This window comes from Vreelandella sp. 162(4c), assembly GCF_058152265.1.
On the sequence record NZ_CM176981.1, the window covers coordinates 4,309,251 to 4,328,675 of the forward strand.

17 protein-coding genes and 5 tRNA genes are annotated in these 19,425 nt (G+C 55.5%); 10 read left to right on the forward strand and 12 right to left on the reverse strand.

Going from position 1 to position 19,425, the window contains the following annotated elements; translation table 11 throughout:
- Window positions 1–170: 170 nt before the first annotated feature.
- The gene (gene miaB / locus AC4EYZ_RS19810) at window positions 171–1,514 is read right to left on the reverse strand and encodes a tRNA (N6-isopentenyl adenosine(37)-C2)-methylthiotransferase MiaB (RefSeq protein WP_009288234.1); all 1,344 of its coding nucleotides are present in this window, start codon (window positions 1,512–1,514) and stop codon (window positions 171–173) included.
- 198 nt (window positions 1,515–1,712) lie between these two features.
- Here miaB and AC4EYZ_RS19815 point away from each other — a divergent pair.
- The 4 genes from AC4EYZ_RS19815 to AC4EYZ_RS19830 all read left to right on the forward strand — a co-directional run bounded on the left by AC4EYZ_RS19815 (window position 1,713) and on the right by AC4EYZ_RS19830 (window position 2,648).
- A tRNA-Asn gene (locus AC4EYZ_RS19815) sits at window positions 1,713–1,788 on the forward strand.
- Between the two features lie 93 nt (window positions 1,789–1,881).
- Window positions 1,882–1,957 (forward strand) — tRNA-Asn (locus AC4EYZ_RS19820).
- A gap of 86 nt (window positions 1,958–2,043) precedes the next feature.
- A tRNA-Asn gene (locus tag AC4EYZ_RS19825) sits at window positions 2,044–2,119 on the forward strand.
- A gap of 163 nt (window positions 2,120–2,282) precedes the next feature.
- Window positions 2,283–2,648 carry a metalloregulator ArsR/SmtB family transcription factor gene (locus AC4EYZ_RS19830; protein ID WP_474191092.1) on the forward strand — a complete coding sequence of 122 codons (366 nt, stop codon included), beginning with the start codon at window positions 2,283–2,285 and terminating at the stop codon, window positions 2,646–2,648.
- 92 nt (window positions 2,649–2,740) lie between these two features.
- On the opposite strand, the gene AC4EYZ_RS19835 is transcribed toward AC4EYZ_RS19830, so the two are convergent.
- Window positions 2,741–4,864 (reverse strand): carboxy terminal-processing peptidase, encoded by a 2,124-nt coding sequence (locus AC4EYZ_RS19835; RefSeq protein WP_490203974.1) that lies wholly within the window; start codon window positions 4,862–4,864, stop codon window positions 2,741–2,743.
- A 138-nt stretch (window positions 4,865–5,002) separates the two neighbouring features.
- On the opposite strand from AC4EYZ_RS19835, the gene AC4EYZ_RS19840 reads away from it, so the two are divergent.
- The gene (locus AC4EYZ_RS19840; protein WP_027960051.1) at window positions 5,003–6,307 is read left to right on the forward strand and encodes a M18 family aminopeptidase; all 1,305 of its coding nucleotides are present in this window, start codon (window positions 5,003–5,005) and stop codon (window positions 6,305–6,307) included.
- Window positions 6,308–6,410: 103 nt separating this feature from the next.
- Here AC4EYZ_RS19840 and AC4EYZ_RS19845 read toward each other — a convergent pair.
- From AC4EYZ_RS19845 to AC4EYZ_RS19885, 9 genes are all read right to left on the reverse strand, one after another.
- Window positions 6,411–6,487 (reverse strand) — tRNA-Met (locus AC4EYZ_RS19845).
- A gap of 76 nt (window positions 6,488–6,563) precedes the next feature.
- Complete coding sequence (gene ychF / locus AC4EYZ_RS19850; protein ID WP_009287566.1) at window positions 6,564–7,655, reverse strand: redox-regulated ATPase YchF; 1,092 nt, start codon at window positions 7,653–7,655, stop codon at window positions 6,564–6,566.
- Between the two features lie 104 nt (window positions 7,656–7,759).
- Window positions 7,760–8,347, reverse strand: coding sequence for an aminoacyl-tRNA hydrolase (gene pth / locus AC4EYZ_RS19855; RefSeq protein ID WP_400673852.1), 588 nt, complete (start codon window positions 8,345–8,347; stop codon window positions 7,760–7,762).
- Between the two features lie 192 nt (window positions 8,348–8,539).
- Window positions 8,540–9,184 carry a 50S ribosomal protein L25/general stress protein Ctc gene (locus AC4EYZ_RS19860; protein WP_009287568.1) on the reverse strand — a complete coding sequence of 215 codons (645 nt, stop codon included), beginning with the start codon at window positions 9,182–9,184 and terminating at the stop codon, window positions 8,540–8,542.
- Between the two features lie 96 nt (window positions 9,185–9,280).
- Entirely contained in the window at window positions 9,281–10,222 is a 942-nt protein-coding gene (locus AC4EYZ_RS19865) for a ribose-phosphate pyrophosphokinase (RefSeq protein ID WP_009287569.1), read from the reverse strand.
- Between the two features lie 58 nt (window positions 10,223–10,280).
- Window positions 10,281–10,355 (reverse strand) — tRNA-Gln (locus tag AC4EYZ_RS19870).
- Between the two features lie 71 nt (window positions 10,356–10,426).
- Window positions 10,427–11,281, reverse strand: coding sequence for a 4-(cytidine 5'-diphospho)-2-C-methyl-D-erythritol kinase (gene ispE / locus AC4EYZ_RS19875; RefSeq protein ID WP_190372851.1), 855 nt, complete (start codon window positions 11,279–11,281; stop codon window positions 10,427–10,429).
- A gap of 14 nt (window positions 11,282–11,295) precedes the next feature.
- Window positions 11,296–11,958, reverse strand: coding sequence for a lipoprotein insertase outer membrane protein LolB (gene lolB / locus AC4EYZ_RS19880; RefSeq protein WP_474191090.1), 663 nt, complete (start codon window positions 11,956–11,958; stop codon window positions 11,296–11,298).
- Between the two features lie 109 nt (window positions 11,959–12,067).
- Entirely contained in the window at window positions 12,068–13,816 is a 1,749-nt protein-coding gene (locus AC4EYZ_RS19885; protein WP_490203975.1) for a tetratricopeptide repeat protein, read from the reverse strand.
- 379 nt (window positions 13,817–14,195) lie between these two features.
- Between AC4EYZ_RS19885 and hemA the strand changes: the two genes are divergently transcribed.
- From hemA to AC4EYZ_RS19910, 5 genes are read left to right on the forward strand one after another with little or no spacing between them, the layout of a single operon-like run.
- Window positions 14,196–15,509: a glutamyl-tRNA reductase gene (gene hemA, locus AC4EYZ_RS19890; RefSeq protein WP_009287573.1), complete on the forward strand. Its 1,314-nt coding sequence runs from the start codon at window positions 14,196–14,198 to the stop codon at window positions 15,507–15,509.
- Complete coding sequence (prfA, locus tag AC4EYZ_RS19895; RefSeq protein WP_009287574.1) at window positions 15,506–16,594, forward strand: peptide chain release factor 1; 1,089 nt, start codon at window positions 15,506–15,508, stop codon at window positions 16,592–16,594. The genes hemA and prfA overlap by 4 nt, the downstream gene beginning before the upstream one ends.
- Window positions 16,594–17,442, forward strand: a complete 849-nt coding sequence (gene prmC / locus AC4EYZ_RS19900; RefSeq protein ID WP_138801121.1) for a peptide chain release factor N(5)-glutamine methyltransferase — start codon at window positions 16,594–16,596, stop codon at window positions 17,440–17,442. The genes prfA and prmC overlap by 1 nt, the downstream gene beginning before the upstream one ends.
- Window positions 17,443–17,475: 33 nt before the next feature.
- On the forward strand, window positions 17,476–17,976 hold the full coding sequence (locus AC4EYZ_RS19905; RefSeq protein WP_007113443.1) for an Lrp/AsnC ligand binding domain-containing protein: 501 nt from the start codon (window positions 17,476–17,478) through the stop codon (window positions 17,974–17,976).
- A gap of 4 nt (window positions 17,977–17,980) precedes the next feature.
- Window positions 17,981–18,736 carry a HesA/MoeB/ThiF family protein gene (locus AC4EYZ_RS19910; RefSeq protein WP_039859611.1) on the forward strand — a complete coding sequence of 252 codons (756 nt, stop codon included), beginning with the start codon at window positions 17,981–17,983 and terminating at the stop codon, window positions 18,734–18,736.
- A gap of 15 nt (window positions 18,737–18,751) precedes the next feature.
- On the opposite strand, the gene AC4EYZ_RS19915 is transcribed toward AC4EYZ_RS19910, so the two are convergent.
- Complete coding sequence (locus AC4EYZ_RS19915; protein WP_035538778.1) at window positions 18,752–19,318, reverse strand: bactofilin family protein; 567 nt, start codon at window positions 19,316–19,318, stop codon at window positions 18,752–18,754.
- Window positions 19,319–19,425 lie beyond the last annotated feature (107 nt).

The window sequence follows — 19,425 nt, forward strand, 5'->3', positions numbered from 1 at the left end:
TTTCCGCGAGGGCGCTGTGAACCCTTCCTTGGGCGCTACTTTTGCCATCTGACCGCCATGGATGGCGGAAATGCCGGAATTGTTGGGAACCCTTTCCGGCCCTGGCAAAAGACCCTCGCTACAACCTGTTCTCGCACTCGTTATCGGGCATTTATAAATGCGTTAAACAATCAATAGCGCTCAGGTGAGGCAAGCTCACCGCGTAGCGAATTGGGAAATGCCTCGGTGATCTCTACATCGACAAAGTAGCCGATTAGTTCGGTGGGGTTGGCAGCGCGGAAGTTAACCACTCGGTTATTCTCGGTACGCCCTGAGAGCTGGCCGGGGTCGCGGGGCGAAAAGCCGTTAACCAGTACACGCTGTGTGCTGCCGACCATGCGGCGGCTAATTTGCGCGGTTTGCTGAATGATCCGCTCCTGCAGAATCGCCAGACGCTGCTTTTTGACACTCTCCGGTGTTTCATCCGGCAGGCCAGAAGCAGGTGTGCCGGGGCGTGCGGAGTAAACGAAGCTGAACGAATGATCGAAGCCGATTTGATGAATTAAATTCATCGTCGCTTCAAAATCTTCTTCTGTTTCGCCGGGGAAGCCGATGATGAAGTCAGAAGAGAAGCTGATGTCCGGGCGGTTGGCGCGGATGCGCTCCATCTTTTCAATGTATTCGGCCGCCGTATGCCCGCGCTTCATGGCAGTAAGAATACGGTCTGAACCCGACTGTACCGGCAGGTGAAGGTGGCTCACCAGCTCAGGGATATCGGCAAAGGCGTCAACTAGGCTGTCGGTAAACTCCACCGGGTGTGAGGTGGTAAAGCGGATGCGGTCAATGCCCTCAACCGCCGCAACGCAGGCAATCAGTTCGGCCAGGTCGATTTCATCGCCAAGCTGGTTTTCACCGCGGTAGGCATTGACGTTCTGGCCCAACAGGTTGATCTCGCGCACGCCCTGGTCGGAAAGGTGAATGACTTCATCCATTACCGCCTCAAAGGGGCGCGAGACTTCTTCACCGCGGGTGTAGGGCACCACGCAGAAGGTGCAGTACTTTGAGCAACCTTCCATGATCGACACAAACGCCGTTGCGCCATCAGAAGAGGGCTTGGGCAGGTGGTCGAATTTTTCGATCTCTGGAAAGGTGACATCTACCGCCGCAATCTGATTATTGCCACGGGCATCCAGCATTGAGGGTACGCGGTGCAGGGTTTGCGGCCCGAACACCATGTCCACGTGAGGCGCGCGCTTGCGAATGGCTTCGCCTTCCTGGCTTGCCACGCAGCCGCCCACGCCAATCACCAGGTTGGGATTGGCGTCTTTAAGTTTTTTCCAGCGTCCCAGCTGATGAAAAACTTTTTCCTGCGCTTTTTCGCGAATCGAGCAGGTGTTTAACAGAATGACATCGGCTTCACGCTCATTATCAGTGAGTTCGAGCTGGTGAGATTCGCCGAGTAGATCCGCCATGCGGGAGGAGTCGTACTCGTTCATTTGGCAGCCGTGCGTTTTGATGAAGAGCTTCTTCGCCATCGGTACCTGTCATCTATGAGTCGTCGGGGGACGAGGATGAATGGAGTGTCGTCGTGCGGTCGGCAGTGATAGTGCCCGAACCGCTATCGTTAGTTGGCGCATTATACGGATACAAGAAACCAGCGGCTAGCGTTCATCCATAATCGATACTTGACCCTCACGATTCTATGGGTATACTACGCACCGTGTTTGAGCAGTTCCTCGATAGCTCAGTTGGTAGAGCAAATGACTGTTAATCATTGGGTCGCAGGTTCGAGTCCTGCTCGAGGAGCCAATCAATTGCTGGAAGTTATTAGCAATTTTGGTTTCGCTTTAAACACGATAGCGTTTGAAAAGACAGCGCTTATGAAAAAATAGCTTAAGATGTTCCTCGATAGCTCAGTTGGTAGAGCAAATGACTGTTAATCATTGGGTCGCAGGTTCGAGTCCTGCTCGAGGAGCCAAGTTGTTCCGCTGTCAATATCTGTATTAACTGCCTTTTTTACGGTATACCGTCTTAGTCGGTAAGCTGTTTCAGGTAGTGCGCTGTTCCTCGATAGCTCAGTTGGTAGAGCAAATGACTGTTAATCATTGGGTCGCAGGTTCGAGTCCTGCTCGAGGAGCCATTTAATCCCCCCTGTTAGTCTAAGTCTCACTGTTTCTTTAATACCCGCTGCTTAATGGCATCTGGGTGTTTTTCTGTGCCTGAATGCCGCGCATTCGCGCGGTGCTTACTGCTAACGGTTCTTGTGGCGTAAACTACACATAGTCAATCAGTCTGGGAAGTTTATGGTGGGCAAAGTGAATACACCGCAAGCCTTGCAGGTGTTTAAATGTTTAAGCGATGAGACGCGCTTGATGTTGGTACTGCTGGTGGCTCAAGAGCAGGAGCTTTGCGTGTGTGAAATGACCTATGCGCTGCAGGAGTCGCAACCTAAAGTGTCGCGTCATTTGGCTCAGTTGCGTCAGTGTGGGTTGCTGAGTGATCAGCGCGAAGGGCAGTGGGTTTATTATCGGCTTGCTCCTCAATTACCTGCCTGGGCGCTGGATATTATTCGTGCGGGTAGCCAGGGCAGTGCTGTCCGGTTAGCGGCGCTGACTCGGCGCTTAACTAAAATGGGTGACCGGCCAGCGCGTCTGGCGGCGCTATGTTGAAACCAGGGTTAAGGCCAGAGTGTTAAAACCAAAACGCCGCCCCTTGCGAAGGGGCGGCGTTTTTTTAACTAGCTTATTTTAACTCGGCGTACTTAGCGCTTTGCGGCTAACCGCTGAGTGTCTTGCAGGCGGGCGTAGTCGAGCAGGATTTCAGCCGATTCGAGCACATAGGCGCGATCAACAGCCAGTGCGTCATCTTCGTCGCTTTCCCCTTCACTGTCTTGGGTTGCCTCTGCCTCCTCAATTCCTTCTGTGACGCTTTCGGTGGCATCCGTACGAGCATCCATCCACTCATCCAGCTCTTCCAGGCCCAGTGCACGACGGCGTTGGTTTTCCAGCGAAAGCTGTTCGGCTTCCTGGGCTTCCATTTCACGCTGACGCTGCTCACGATTTAAGCTCACGCTGGTGTGCTGCTCGCGTAACTGGCGGGCCAGCGTGGACTGGCGCTCTAAATAGCGGAAGTTGGCGTTGTCCTCAGCGCGTGCGTCGTGCTGGGCTATCAGCTTGTCCAGCATGGTTTCAGGTTCGCCATAGCGGCGATACTGGACATTCTGAACGGTGTCCCAGGCCAAGGCATTATCCAGGCTGCTTTCACCAATACGCTCGGGATCAATCAAACTGGGGAAGTCGATATCCGGCTCAACGCCGCGATTCTGGGTGCTGTCGCCGGAAATGCGGTAGAACTTGGCGCGAGTCAGTTTGATCTGACCATGGCTCAGCTCGTTGAGCGTCTGCACGGTGCCTTTGCCAAACGTCGGCGTGCCCAGTACTAAGCCGCGACCATAATCCTGAATCGCACCGGCAAAGATTTCCGAGGCAGAGGCGGAGAGGCGATTCACCAGCACCCCTAGCGGGCCGTCATAAAGTGTCCCTGCTTCGCTGTCGCCATACAGTTGAATGCGCCCCTGGGCATCGCGCACTTGTACGGTGGGGCCGCGGTCGATAAACAGGCCAATAAGCGAGTTGGCTTCCTGGAGCGCACCGCCGCCGTTGTTGCGTAGGTCAAGCACGATACCTTCCACGCCTTCTTCTTTAAGGCGTTCGACTTCTTTGGCAACATCACGAGTAGTGCTGCGATACTCCTCTTCACCCGCTTGCCAGGCGTCAAAATCGACGTAGAACGTCGGGATGTTAATCACCCCTAAGCGGTGAGGTTCTCCATCACGCTCGACTTCAATCACTTCGCCATGGGCGGCTTGGTCTTCAAGGCTAACGGTGTCACGGGTAATCTCAACGGTTTGCGAGCGGGTCATATCCACCGCTTGGGCAGGCACCACGTCCAAACGAACAACGGAGCCTTTGGGGCCGCGAATCAGATCCACCACGTTGTCCAGGCGCATGCCGACCACATTGACCATCTCACCCTCTTCCTGGCCTACGGCGATGATGCGATCCGCTGGCTCAAGTACGCCGGCGCGCTCCGCTGGGCCGCCGGGCACAAGGCTGGAAACTTTGACATATTCACCATCGGACTGAAGTAGGGCGCCAATGCCCTCAAGGGAGAGGCTCATCTGAATATCGAAGGATTCGCCCTGGCGAGGGGAGAGGTAGCCAGTATGTGGGTCGATACTGCTAGTAACGGCTGCCATCAGTACGCCAAATACATCTTCAGACTCGGTTTGCTCCAGCCGCGTTAGTTGGCCTTCATAGCGCTGGCGCAGGTTGTCTTCAATCTGTTCGCTATCCTGATCGGTCAGGGCGAGCGTTAAGGCGTCGTTTTTAAGCCGCTTGCGCCATAGCTCGTCAAGCTCGCTTTGCCGGGATGCCCAGGGCGCCTCTTCACGATCAATTTCTAAACGCTCGTTGCTTTCAAAATCGAAATCAAGGCCTTCGTCCAGCTTTGCCAACAAAGACTCAAGGCGCGACCGTTGTCGATCACTAAAGGTGTTATAGAGATCAAACGCATCATCCAACTCACCATTGAAAAGAGCGTCTGCCATGCCCGTCTCTAAGTGACGATAGGGCTCGATATCACTGCGCAGCAGGTAGGCGCGCTGGCCGTCCAGAATATCCAAATAGCGTTGGAAAGCATCCTGCGACCACGCTTCATCAAATGTAATATCAGCATAATGGCCGTAGCGGAGCGAGTCCGCAATTTCCACTGCCGCCTGGCGTTGTTCGTCGGTCGGCTCAAGTTGCGCCAAGGCGGCTGGGCTGGTAACAACCAGCATGACAGCCAGGGCGACCGAACGCGAAAGCGTTGCAAACAAGCTCATCAGTCAAGCTCTCCCGGATTTGTGTACACTCATTCTTCCCTAGACTCGTATATGACCCATGAGTTGCGTAGGTCGAAGGGGTATTGTAGCAGGTCGCCTGCGCGATGAGACTCAATCATTACTGTTATGAGGATTTCCATGTCCGAGACTTTCAACGCTGATCGTTTAACGCGGTTATGCGATTTTCTGCGCCAATCACCGACCCCGTGGCACGCTGCAGGCAATATGGCTGAGCGATTGGAGCAAGCTGGTTTTCAGCGGCTGGAAGAGAAGGCCAATTGGCAGCTAACCCCGGGCAAGCGCTACTATGTCACCCGTAATGATTCGGCGATTATTGCTTTTCAGTTGCCTGAGTCTGAAGTGACGGCGCTGCGTATGATCGGTGCCCACACCGATAGCCCGGGGTTGCATCTAAAGCCTAACGCTACGCAGTGCTCTGCAGGCTGGCTACAGTTGGGAGTGCAGGTGTATGGCGGTGTTTTGTTGGCGCCGTGGTTTGACCGTGACCTGGGGTTGGCAGGGCGTGTGCATGTGCGCCATGCCGATGGTCGCTTGGAAAGCGTATTGCTTAATGTCGATCAGGCAATTGCCATGGTGCCGAGCCTGGCGATTCACCTGGATCGTGATGTCAACGCAGGACGGCCGATTAACCCGCAGACGCAAATGGCGCCAGTATTGATGCAGAGCGATACGGCTACGCTAGGCGAGCTAGTGGCGCAGTGGTTAGAAGAGCAGCACGGCCTGCGTGCAGTGGAAGTAGTGGACTTTGAATTAGGCTTTTACGATGTTCAGCCACCGTCCCTGGTCGGTGTTAAGCAAGAACTGGTGGCCAGCGCCCGGTTGGATAACTTGCTCTCCTGCTTCATCGGTTTAGAGGCACTCTTGGCTTGCGATGGCAGTCAAGGCGCTTTGTTGGTGGCCAACGATCACGAGGAAGTCGGCAGTGCCAGTGCCTGTGGTGCCCAAGGCCCATTCTTGGCGGATGTGCTAAAGCGCATTAATGGCCAGGTGGGCAAGGGAGACGACGAGTCGCTGATTCAACTGATTCAGTCGTCGCTGATGATTTCTTGCGATAATGCCCACGCACTGCATCCTAACTTTCGCGACAAGCACGATGAGCGCCATGGTCCAGCGATTAATGGTGGCCCGGTCATCAAGGTGAACTCCAGCCAGCGTTACGCCACCAATAGTGTCACTGGTGCGCTGTTTCGCGATGTCTGTCGTGAGGCTGACGTACCCGTTCAGTCGTTTGTTACCCGGGCGGATATGGGCTGTGGCAGTACGATTGGCCCGATTACCGCCACCGAGCTGGGTGTGCCCACTATTGATGTGGGGGTGCCTCAATGGGCGATGCATTCGATTCGGGAAACCGCGGGTACTAAAGATGTCGAGTATCTAACCCGCGCCCTAACGCTATTTCTAAACCGTCCTGCGTTAAGCTAGTCCAAGTAAATAGCTGAATTTTACTTAGCAATAAAAGCTTGGCTACACAAATTGGCAACACAAAAAAGCCCGCTAAATAAAATTAGCGGGCTTTTAATATGCCTGGTGGCTACGCCCTGATTTGAACAGGGGACCCCATCATTATGAGTGATGTGCTCTAACCAGCTGAGCTACGTAGCCTTTCAGCGGGGGCGAATGATACTGATAACCCCGCCTTCAGTCAATGTTTTATTGCTGGTCGTATGGGTGTTGCCGCTTACACATTAAAGCGGAAGTGCACCACATCGCCATCTTTGACAATGTACTCTTTTCCTTCCAGGCGCCATTTCCCGGCGTCTTTGGCTGCCTGCTCACCGCCTAGCGATACGAAGTCCTCATAGGCAACCACTTCAGCACGGATAAAGCCTTTTTGGAAGTCGGTGTGAATCACGCCAGCGGCTTCGGGGGCTGTTGCGCCTTCTTTCACGGTCCAGGCGCGCACTTCTTTAACGCCGGCAGTGAAGTAGGTTTGCAGACCCAGCAGTGAGTAGCCCGCGCGAATGACACGATCAAGGCCTGGTTCATCCATGCCCATCTCGCTTAAGAACATCGAGCGCTCTTCATCATCCAGCTCGGCAATTTCGGCTTCCAGTTGATTGCAAACAGGCACCACAAGCGCGCCTTCTTCAGCGGCGATTTCGTTAACAATATCCAGGTAAGGATTGTTCTCAAAACCATCTTCATTGACGTTAGCGATGTACATAGTTGGCTTCAGAGTCAAAAAGCCGAAGCTCTTCACCTGGCGCTGCTCTTCCTCGCTTAAGCCAAAGCTGCGTAGCGGTAAGCCTTCCGCAACGTGGGGCTGAATACGATCAAGAATCGCCTTAGTGGCAATGGCCTCTTTATCACCGCCTTTCACCGAACGAACCAGACGCTGGCTGGCTTTTTCGACAGTATCCAGGTCGGCCAGCGCCAGCTCTAAATTGATCGTTTCGATATCGGCGCGCGGGTCGACCTGGTTGGCTACGTGGATAACGTTGTCGTTGTCGAAGCAGCGCACCACATGGGCAATTGCCTGGGTTTCACGAATGTTAGCCAGAAACTTGTTGCCTAAGCCCTCACCTTTGGAGGCCCCGGCGACCAAGCCAGCAATGTCGACGAACTCCATGGTGGTCGGCAGTGTTTTTTGTGGCTTGACGATCTCGGCAAGCTTATCGAGGCGCGGATCCGGCATCGGCACGATACCCACGTTCGGCTCAATGGTACAGAAGGGGAAGTTTTCTGCATCGATGCCTGACTTGGTCAGTGCATTGAATAGTGTGGACTTGCCGACATTAGGCAGGCCGACGATGCCGCAATTGAAACCCATAAAATGTTCCTGAGAATAAGGTGGTAGGGCGTAAAAGTAATCGCCATTCTACGAGATGCGCTAGCCGTCAGCTACCGGCGTAACTGAACAGCTTTTGGCGGCGTCTATGCTGGCTTGAGGCTGTGCAGCTGGTTCATGGCTTTGGCCCAGTCTCCCGCGAGCGCTAGCGGCAGGGTGGTGACACACTCGTCCATGGCGCGAACAATGGCCTCGTGTTCGGCCTTGCCGGGACGCCCCAGTACATAATTAGTGACTTGGCGTGCCTCGCCGGGGTGGCCAATGCCAATTCGTACCCGGTGAAACTGCTTCTGGCCGCCTAGTGCGCTAATAATATCGCGCAGGCCATTGTGGCCTCCATGCCCGCCACCGGTTTTGTAGCGTGCTTGGCCGGGGGGGAGGTCGAGCTCGTCGTGGGCGACCAGTAGGTTTTCAGGGGTAAGTTTGAAAAACTGGCACAAGGCTGCCACCGCGGCGCCACTGCGATTCATAAAGGTGGCAGGGTTGAGTAGGTGCAGTTCATGGTCGCCTAGGCGTACCTTGGCGTAGTGGCCGAAAAATTTCTTTTCCGGTCGTAGCTCTGCATGGGCGCTCTGCGCAATAGCCTCTACCAGCCAGAAACCGGCGTTATGGCGCGTGGCTTCATATTCCGCTCCGGGGTTGCCTAATCCAATAATGGCTGTTACCTGGCTCATCTTCCCACCTCGCACAAAATATTCAGAAGACCAAAACTATCCAGAAGACTAAAACAATCCAGAAAACATGGTTGACGCCGCGCCAGCGACGGCCCTAAAAAAAATCAAGCGCCGAGGCGCTTGATTCTAACATCGTGTCAGCATCACAAGGGCCATGCAGGCATGGCCCCCATAAGATGCTTAACGGGATACTTACTCGGCGCTGCTGTCTTCTTCGCCTTCGCTTTCACCATCTTCATCTTCTGCATCAGCACGCACTTTTACTTTCGTGATGCTGAGTACTGCATTGTCGTGCTCTTCACCGTGGGACAGGTCAACTGAGGTGACGCCGGCCGGTAGGGTAAGGTCAGACAAGTGCAGTGTCGTGCCAAGCTCAACGGCAGCGATGTCGACTTCGATAAAGTCAGGCAGGTCTTTCGGCAAGCAGCTGATCGCCACTTCGTTGGCCAGTACGTGCAGTTCGCCGCCTTGGTCTTTGATACCGACACACTTCTCTTCGCCCGTCACGTGCAGTGGCACGTTGATGGTGATTTCGTGAGTCGCATCAACGCGCAGGAAGTCGGCGTGGGTCAGCAACGGCTTGAAAGGGTGACGCTGCAGGTCACGAACAACGACTTGCTCTTCTTTACCTTCGATCATCAGTTTGATGACGGAAGAGAAGAAAGACTCATCTTCAATCGCTTTGTAGAAAGCGGTTTTTTCAACAGCGATGGACTGCGCGCCTTTTTCGCCACCGTATACAACGGCCGGCACTTGCTGGTTCGCACGACGCAGGCGGCGGCTCGCACCTTTCCCCAGGTCGTTACGAACGCTGGCTTTCAGGATAAAATCAGACATGGAATTGCCTCTTAGTTTAAGTAAGGAAGACGCCGCCGACCGCGACCAGACGACGACGTTTCCGTGGCCCCAAAAGGGGGCTGTATCGTCAGCGGATTAGTGGAACATCGCGCTGACAGATTCTTCGTTGCTGACCCGGCGAATCGCTTCAGCGATCAGTCCAGCAACGCTCAACTGGCGAATTTTTCCGCTACGACGGGCAACGTCAGATAGCGGGATGGTGTCGGTCACCACCACTTCATCCAGTACGGAGTTGGTAATATTATCGACCGCAGGGCCGGACAGGATCGGGTGTGTCGCATAGGCCACCACGCGCTTGGCGCCGTGATCTTTTAACGCTTCACCGGCTTTGCACAGCGTGCCTGCGGTGTCGATCATGTCGTCGACTACGACACAGGTGCGGCCCTCAATCTCGCCGATGATATGCATCACCTGGGCCTGGTTGGCCTGGGGGCGACGCTTATCGATAATGGCGAGATCGGCATTCAGCTGTTTGGCGATGGCACGGGCGCGAACAACGCCGCCCACGTCAGGGGAAACAACGACGAGGTCGCTGTAATTCTGACGCTCGATATCATCCAGCAGAATGGGCGAGCCGTAGACGTTGTCGACCGGAACATCAAAGAAGCCCTGGATCTGATCAGCATGTAGATCCATGGTCATCACGCGGTCAACGCCTGCTTTAACCATCATGTCCGCCACTACTTTGGCGGAAATCGGTACCCGTGCGGAGCGCACGCGGCGATCCTGGCGAGCATAACCAAAGTAGGGAAGTACCGCCGTGATGCGAGTTGCCGAGGCGCGACGCAGTGCGTCGACCATCAGGATCAACTCCATCAGATTGTCGTTTGTCGGTGCACAGGTGGATTGTAGAATGAAGACATCCTTACCGCGCACGTTCTCATTGATCTCGACTGCGATTTCGCCGTCGCTGAATTGACCCACCGTAGCGTTACCCATACGGCTGTCTAAGCTCTCGGCAATTTTTTGAGCGAGTGCGGGATTGGCGTTCCCGGCGAAAACCATCAATTTTGACACGCGCAGCCACCTTTGCAGTGTTGGGGATCAGGGGTAAAAACGCAGGCCATTGTTGGGTTGGCTGGGGTACCAGGATTCGAACCTGGGAATGCCGCTACCAAAAAGCGGTGCCTTACCACTTGGCGATACCCCAGCAATAACCTAACGCGCTGACCGGGCGCTTTTAACTGCCCAGAGCGGGACTGTAAATAGCCCAGAGCGGGATTATAAACAGCCCAGAGCATCATGTAGGGGAGAGGTGTTGAGTCCGCGTGCTACCCATGCCGGCCAATGTTGTCCCGCTAATTGCGCGATTGCTTGTGCCGATTGCTGTGTATCGAAAGCAGCAAACAGACAAGCCCCCGTGCCGGTCAACCGACTAGGTGCGTGCTGTGCAAGCCAGTTCAGGGCTTCCGCAATTGGCGGATAGCGTTCCTTTACCACGGCCTCACAGTCATTGCGCCACTCCGGCGCTCCCCCCTGCAGTGCGCGCGCCATAGTAATGGGGCGGCTGTCACGTGTCAATTGCGGGTCTTGGAAGACGCCTGACGTAGACACACTAATACCCGGGTGAATAATCACAAACCAAGGGGTATCAAGCGTCACCGGGGTAAGCCGTTCGCCAACGCCTTCGCCCCAGGCGCTATGGCCATGGACGAATACCGGCACATCGGCCCCCAGCTGAAGCCCCAGACGAGCTAGTTCGACTAACGGTAGATTGAGTTGCCAGAGGTGGTTGAGCCCCACTAATGCGGTGGCTGCGTTGGAACTGCCACCCCCTAAACCGCCTCCCATCGGCAACTGCTTATCGATCGTAAGCGTAGCGCCTAGTGCCGTGCCGCTATGCTGTTGCAATAACCGTGCGGCGCGTACGATCAAATTGTCATCGTGGCTAACGCCGCTAACTTCACTGGTTAACTGAATTTTCCTGTCATCGCGGGGGGCCAGCGTAAGGTGGTCGCACAGGTCGATAAACTGAAATAGCGTTTGCAGTGCGTGGTAGCCGTCTTCACGACGGCCCACTATATGCAGCATGCGGTTAAGCTTGGCCGGCGCGGGAAGCGTTAATGGCGCGTTCATTGAAACGGTTACCTTTACTCTTCGCTAGCTTGCCACTGGTTGACGACCAGCGTAATACGCACATCATCGTAGTGCATGACCATGCGCCGTGGCAGCCATAAATCGTCGACTTTCTCCCAGTCGCGGTAGTCGATTTCCCAGCCGTCTTGGGCAAGATGGCTAGGAAAGCCCAGTTCGTCGGTTTCTAGCTGATAACTGCCGGTATTGTCATTATCAGGATCACCGGGCAGGCCGCGCACCCAGTTGGGCATAGCGGTGACGGGGAGTGACCAGCCCAACTGCTCTTCCATAAGCGCTTCTGGGGTTTCTGCCTCAAAGCGGCCGTCGCTATTGGAGAGGGAGAAACGTCCCTCGCGCCCCTCAAGCACGTTGCGTCCGCCGCCAAAGGGCCCGCTGATCAGCATACGGAAATAGTAGGGGGTTTGATTCCAGTCCAGGTTGGCGCTGACGTTCTCTTCTGGGGTGCGCAATCCTGCCTTGCCGACCAGCGTCCAGGTATCGAATGCTTCTACATCGGCCTGCTGGCGTTCCCACTGACCTGCCTGGCGGCCACTTTCATCCATGGGAGCCTGGGAGGCACAGCCGGCGAGCAAGAGAAGCGCGAAGCCGGCAAGCCAGAGGCGCGAAGTGTGACGTGTCAATGGCCAGCGGGGCGAGGGGGACGTCAGTGTCAACATAAACAGGCTCCATGTCAGGTGGTTATAGCGCAAGGGTAACATGATGGGGGCGCTTAAAATGGGGTTCGCAGGGTTAGGGTGCCTCTGGCGGCGTTAGTTCAGGACTTATTTAAGGACTGAGCTCAGGGCTTAGCTCAGGATAACGCTCGAGTAGCCCGTCGATCAGTGGGTGTTGGTTCGTCCGCTGCATGATTTGCTGGATCAACTGGCGCGCTTCTTCATCACGCCCCAGTGCATTTAGCACTTCGGCCAGGTGCGCAGCGACCTCCTGGTCAGGTAGCTGCATATAGGCGCTTTCAAGCCAGGGCAGCGCTTCTTCAGGTTCGCCAAGGCGGAAGTAGACCCAGCCCATGCTATCGAGCACGGCAGGGTTGTCCGGATCAGCCTCGTAGGCACGCTCAATCAGCTCAAACGCCTCTTGCAAGCGCCCTGGCAAGTTAAGGTCGGCCAGTGTGTAGCCCAGCGCATTGAGCGCTTCGGCATTGTCTGGGTCGGTGCGCAGTATCTGACGCAAATCCTGCTCCATGCCCGCGATGTCGCCTGCTTCCCAACGCCGCATGGCACGCATATAAAGCAGCGATGCGTCATCAGGTGTACGGCTAATTTCGCGGTCTAATAGCGCATCAGCGTCCGCAGGTTGATTTATTTCGTCCAGCAACTGGACTTCGAGCATCACCAATTCAGTAAAGTAATTATCAAAGCGCATCCGTTCAATGCGTAGGAAGGCGCGAGCATCCAGCAGACGATCTTCCTCAATCAGCATTTGCGCGGCCGCCGCGCGAGCGGGCAAAAATTCACTGCCCTCGCTGACTTGGCGATAATAGAGCAGCGCATTATCGATATCGCCTTGCTCTTGGGTGATGGCGCCAAGTAGGTAATAGGCTAAATCTGGCACGTTAGGTTGGCCAATCAGCGGCTGCAGCAAGCGTTGCGCGGGTTCGGGGTGCCCCTCTTCCAGATAAAGCTGGGCTAGCGATAAGCGCAGATCTTCATTGCCTGCATGGCTCTCTAGCAGAGCGTTGGTTTGCACTTCAGCCGCGCTAATATTGTTAAGGCGGATTTCTGCTTGAGCCAGTAGCAGGATAAACCGTACATCGTCAGGGGCGAGTTCAAGGCCCTGTTGGGCAGCGCGCTGAGCGGCCGGGTAATCCTCAACCTCCAGTGCCAAGCGAGCTTTCACCAACCATAACGCAGCAGATTCGGGGTCGAGCAACTCGACTTGATCAAGCCGCCGCTGGGCAAGCGTTGTATCACCCAGGGCAGCCTCAATCAGTGCCGTGCCCAACAGTACATCGCTGTGATGGGGCAGTTGGTCAGCGTTTGGGCGGGCTAAATGCTCACGCAGCTGCTGGGCGATCAACGTTAATGGTGCCTCTTCAGCCACCGCGATCTCTGCAAAGGCGGTGATATCGCCATGGCCGCCAGCTTCAGCAATCGCAATGCGCTGTTCAAGGCTGTCGAGCCAATCACCACGCTGCAGTGAAAAGGCCGCCAGCAGACGATTGGGTGCTTCTGCCTGGGGGGCAAGCTCTCGCCAGCGAAGTGCCGAGGCTTCGACTAATGAAGCTTCATCGCCAAAGCGGGCCGCGAAGGTGGCGCGTTCAGCAAGCGCTGGCTCGCGATAGCGCTTAGCCGCTTCCAGGTAGCCCTGGCTCGCGTAGCGATAGTCACCACGCTGGCCAGCAAGCTCCGCGCCCAGCAGCGTACTGAGCCCTGCGGCATCCAGCCCGCGGGTTATTGGCGGCGCATTGCGCATTGGGTCATCGGCCCAGGTGCCGAGGTGGCTATCCTGAGGGCTGGGCGTAGATTGGCAGGCGCTCAGCAGCAGAGCAGCAGAAGCGGCCAAAGGTAATCGCATCGAATGCCGGAACATAGCGCTCACTAGTGAGAAGCCCGAACAGGTAGAGCCCTTTAAACCAGAGCCCGATAAAGAAAAGCGAGGTCGCATGCGTCTCTCGATTAAGTGGCCAGATGCCCAGCATAGCGGCTTGCCTGCCTGCGGCAAAGTGGTGTGGGCCAGATGATAGCCTGCTGTGATAGAATGTTCCTCCTTGAAAAAGTGGTCAGCAAACTTTATGCCTACTTATTAAAGACCATTGTAGGCAGCTTACAGATATTTGTAGGCAGCGCCGAACCACGCTAAAGACTTGTTTTAGCAAGCCCTAATTGACGGTGCAGCCGCTTATCATCACGACGGCTGCCAAAAAGTCCGACACACTAGCGAAGACGCATAACGCATGACGCTTCTTGCCCTGGGAATAAATCATCGTACCGCCAGCGTGGCCGTGCGTGAGCAGGTGGCTTTTACGCCAACGCAGCTTGAAACCGCATTGGCTGAATTGCGTAACCTGCCACAAATCAGTGAAGCGGCGGTGCTCTCTACCTGCAACCGCACGGAGCTTTACTGTGTCACGGATGCGGCTGGCGAGCAGGCAGTACTCAATTGGCTCGGACGCTTTCATAACTTACGCGTCGATGAGCTGATGCGCTGTGCCTACCACTATCTAGACAACGATGCAGCGCGCCATTTAATGCGCGTAGCGGTTGGCCTGGATTCCATGGTGCTGGGCGAGCCGCAGATTCTGGGGCAGTTGAAGGATGCCTATCAGCAGGCGCGCCAATCCAAGGGCTTGGGTGGCGAGCTTGAACGCCTGTTCCAGCATACCTTCGCGGTGGCCAAACAGGTGCGCACCGAAACCGGCATCGGTAAAAACCCCGTTTCAGTGGCTTACGCTGCCGTCAGCATGGCCAGCCGCATTTTCGATGACTTTAGCCGTTCTCGGGCGTTGCTAATAGGCGCCGGTGAAACTATTGAATTAGTTGCGCGCCATCTAAATGAGGCGGGGGTCCGAGAGCTTACGGTTGCTAACCGCACCCGGGAACGCGCTGAGTTGGTCGCCGGCCCTCTGGGAGGAACGGCGATCACCCTGCAAGAGATTCCTGACGCTCTCGAGAACGCCGATATTGTGATCTCTTCCACCGCGTCCCCGCTGCCTATACTTGGTAAAGGCATGGTTGAGCGCGCGCTCAAAAAACGTCGCCATCGGCCGGTATTTATGGTCGATATCGCGGTGCCTCGGGATATTGAGCCCGAAGTGGGCGAATTAGCGGATGTGTTTCTTTACACCGTGGATGACCTGGAAGAGGTTATCCAGGAAAATCGCCGCCATCGCCAGGTTGCCGCTGACCAAGCCGAGTCGCTGATCGAACACGGGGTGGGTAGTTGGCAGCATGAGCGGCGTATTCGTAATGGTGGTGAACTGATCCGCGACTACCGCCAGCATGGTGAAGCGCTGCGCGACCTTTCCCGCGACCAAGCGTTGGAGCGGCTGGCACGAGGTGAAGATCCGGCTAAAGTCATTGAGCGCTTGGCGCATCAATTGACCAACCGTTTGCTCCACCAGCCCACCCAGGCCATACGCGATGCAGCGTCTGAAGAGCACCACGATTTACTCAACGCTGCTCCGCGCCTGCTGTTGCCCACTAAGCCTGCCTTTGAGACTACACCAGCGCCCCCGGTTAACCGCCAGAAGGATGATACGCCCGCATGAAAGAGACTCTGCGCCAACGCTTAGACAGCTTTACCGAACGCTTTGAAGAGCTGGCGATGCTGCTGTCGGATCCCGACGTGATCAATAACCAGCAACGCTTTCGCGATTATTCGCGTGAGTATGCTGAGTTAGAGGAGCTGGTGGCGGCCTGGCAGCGCTATCGTGATATTGAAACCAATATGCACGAAGCCGAGCAGCTTAGCCGCGATAGCGACGCGGACATGCGCGAGTTGGCGGAGATGGAGCTAAGCGAAGGGCGGGAGCGGTTAGCCGAGCTGGATATCGAGCTGAAGCGCCTGCTGGTGCCTAAAGACCCTGATGATGGCCGTGGGGTGTTTCTGGAAGTGCGTGCTGGTACCGGCGGCGACGAAGCGGCAATTTTTGCCGGTGACCTGTTTCGCATGTACTCCCGCTACGCTGAAAAACGTGGTTGGCGGGTCGAGGTGGTGAGCGCCAGTCATGGTGAGCAGGGCGGCTACAAAGAGATCATTTCCCGCGTCAAAGGCGATGGTGTTTACGCCCAGCTGAAATTTGAATCCGGCGCTCACCGGGTACAGCGCGTCCCTGCGACCGAGTCCCAGGGCCGCATTCACACCTCTGCTTGCACCGTCGCAGTGATGCCTGAAGTCGATGACGTGGGCGATATCGATATCAATCCTTCGGATCTGCGCGTGGATACCTACCGCTCCAGCGGCGCCGGTGGTCAGCACGTTAACACCACGGACTCTGCGATCCGCATTACTCACCTGCCTACCGGCGTGGTGGTGGAGTGTCAGGAAGAGCGCAGTCAGCATAAAAACCGTGCCAAAGCGATGTCGCTGCTGGCCGCGAAGTTGAAGCGTAACGCCGTCGATAGCCAGCGTCAGACGCAAGCGGATGCACGCCGTTCGCTAGTGGGTTCGGGGGATCGCAGTGAGCGTATCCGCACCTATAATTTCCCCCAGGGGCGGATTACCGACCATCGCATTAATTTGACGCTTTATAAACTCAATGAAGTGGTCAGCGGCGAGCAGTTGGATGACGTGATTAGCCCGCTGATTCACGAGTATCAAGCGGAACAGCTCTCAGCCCTTCAGGATGTCTAATGACCCTTGATGCGCTGTTGAAACAGGCTGCCCAACGTTTGCAGGCGGCGGGTTCCAGCTCGCCGCGTATCGACGCTGAAGTGCTGTTATGCCACGTGCTCGGGCGTGATCGCACTTGGCTCTACACCTGGGGCGATAAAATATGCTCCTTATGGGAGCAGGCCCGTTTCGATGCGCTCATCGCTGCACGTTCCCAGGGCACTCCGGTTGCCTACCTTACCGGGGAACGCGAATTTTGGGGGCTGCGCTTAGCCACCTCACCTGATACGTTGATACCCAGGCCTGATACTGAAACCCTGGTTGAGCTTGCCCTAAAGCGGGCGACGCTCCCCTCAGGCCGGCTGCTCGATCTTGGCACGGGAACGGGTGCCATTGCCCTGGCATTTGCCAGCGAACAACCTCACTGGCAGGTAGTGGGGGTGGATCTGCGCTTTGAGGCGGTCGCGTTGGCAAACCGTAACGCGCGCTCGTTAGGCATATCCAATGCTAGGTTTTTACAGAGTGATTGGTTTGCTGCTTTGGAAACGTGTGCGGATGCAGATAAGCAGTTCAATATTATCGTCAGTAATCCCCCGTATATTGCCGCCGATGATCCTCATCTAGCCGAAGGCGATGTGCGTTTTGAGCCACGCTCAGCGCTGGTTGCTAACGCCTGCGGCATGGCGGATTTGCTGCATTTGGTAAACTCCGCGCAGCGCTATCTAGCGGCTTCTGGTTGGTTGCTGCTAGAGCACGGCTATAAACAGGCCGAAATGGTGCGCGAGGCGCTTGAGCGCGCTGGCTATAAAAACGTTGAAAGTGCTCGTGACCTGGGGGGGCATGAACGGGTTACCCTGGGGCACCTTTAATAACTGCCTGATTCATCAGTATTGGATCCTGCCATGAAACCAAAAAATAGAACGCTGGACCGTATCGACCTTAAAATCCTGCGCTGCTTGCAGGAAAATGCGCGTATTTCTTACGTCGATTTAGCTTCGGAAGTGGGTTTATCCACAACCCCTTGCCTTGAACGCGTTAAGCGTTTGGAGAAAGCGGGTATTATTCGTGGTTACCAAGCCATTCTTGACCCGCGGGCTTTGAAGGCCAATTTATTAGTTTTTGTCGAGATCAGCTTAGAAACGCAATCGCCAGCGGTCTTTGATGAGTTTCGCCGTGCCGTCGAGAAGCTACCGCAGATTCAGGAGTGCCACCTTGTCTCGGGTCAGTTCGACTACATCTTGAAGTGCCGCATTCCCGAAATGGCCGCTTACCGCCAGCTATTGGGCGATGTGGTGTTAACGCTACCGGGCGTGAAAGAGTCGAAAAGCTACGTGGTGATGGAAGAGGTCAAAGAGAGCTTCAATTTACACATTCCTGCCTTTGAGGAATTTGAGGATAAGTAAGCCGATGATGGATGACCAGGCGCTGCTGCGCTATAGCCGTCAGATCATGCTGCCCGAGGTGGATTTCGAGGGCCAAGAGCGCCTGCAATCTGCCCATGCAGTGATTATTGGGGCCGGCGGTTTGGGCTCTCCGGCAGCGCTCTATTTAGCTGCTGCTGGGGTCGGGCGCATCACCATTGCCGATGCCGATCATGTAGAGCTTTCCAATCTTCAACGGCAAATTGCCCATCAGCAGTCCAGTATTGGTTTAAATAAAGCGCACTCTGCCCAGGCCAGCATGTGCGCACTCAATCCCCACTGCCAAGTGGTTGCGTTAGACCAACATGTTGAAGGCGAATCGCTTGAGCGGTTAGTCGCTTCGGCGGATGTGGTGCTCGACTGTACCGACCGTTTCTCAAGCCGCTATGCGGTGAATGCGGCGTCCCAAAAAGCAGGTGTGCCGCTGGTATCGGGTGCGGCAATTCGCTTTTCAGGTCAGTTGGCAGTCTTTGACCCACGCAATGCCGAGTGTCCCTGCTACGCCTGCCTCTATCCGCCCGACGAAAGTGGCGATGAAGCGCTAAGCTGCTCAGAAAGTGGCGTCATGGCGCCACTGGTGGGCTTGATCGGCTGCTTTCAGGCGGTTGAAGCCTTTAAGCTGCTTAGTGGCGCAGGTTCTGCCCACCAAGGCCTCTCTACCTTTGATGGTTTAAGCGGCCAATGGCGGCACTTCCTAGTGCCTCGCGATCCCGCTTGCCCAGTGTGCGCTCAGCGCCTCTGATGTGCTGAAAGCGACTTAATCGTTAGCTTTTGCTTCTGTTGTGTCATGCTCTGCGGCGTTCGCACTCGTGGTTGAATGCTTTTCAACGGTTGCTTTTGGCGAGGTTTTAGTCATGCTGCCGATAGCGTCGCTAAAGGCACTTTTCAGCACATCGTTGTCGGGGTTCATATCGATACTGCCGTGGAAAACGCTGCCATCTTCAAGTACCAGGCAGGGGGCAACAATAGTGCCTGAAACCTGGGCTCCCTTATGAATGGTTGCGCGGTGGTGTGCCACCAGGTTTCCGGTTACCTCGCCTGATATATGCAGTGTGTGAGCAAATACATCGCCGTTGATATAGCCATTGGCACCTAGCGTCACGGTGTGTTGTTTACAGGTGATAATGCCGCTTACGCGTCCCTCTACCGTCAAATCCTCATCGCTATTAATGTCTCCCTCCACTTGCGTATGACCCCCAATAACGGAGAGGCTTGGTCGTGCACTGCTGGTTGGCGTGCCTAGTGTTGCTGATGAGCGTGTATCAGGTGGCGTTAGCGCCGCAGCCTTATTCTCAGGTGGGGCATTCTTGGCTTTGTTAAACATAGGGTGGCTCCTAGTGAATGACGCCAGAGCGCCTTTGGGGTGCGTGGTATTGAGCATTGAATACCTTAATCGGCTTGTTACTGTCTCAAAGCCTGGAGTTAAGCCAA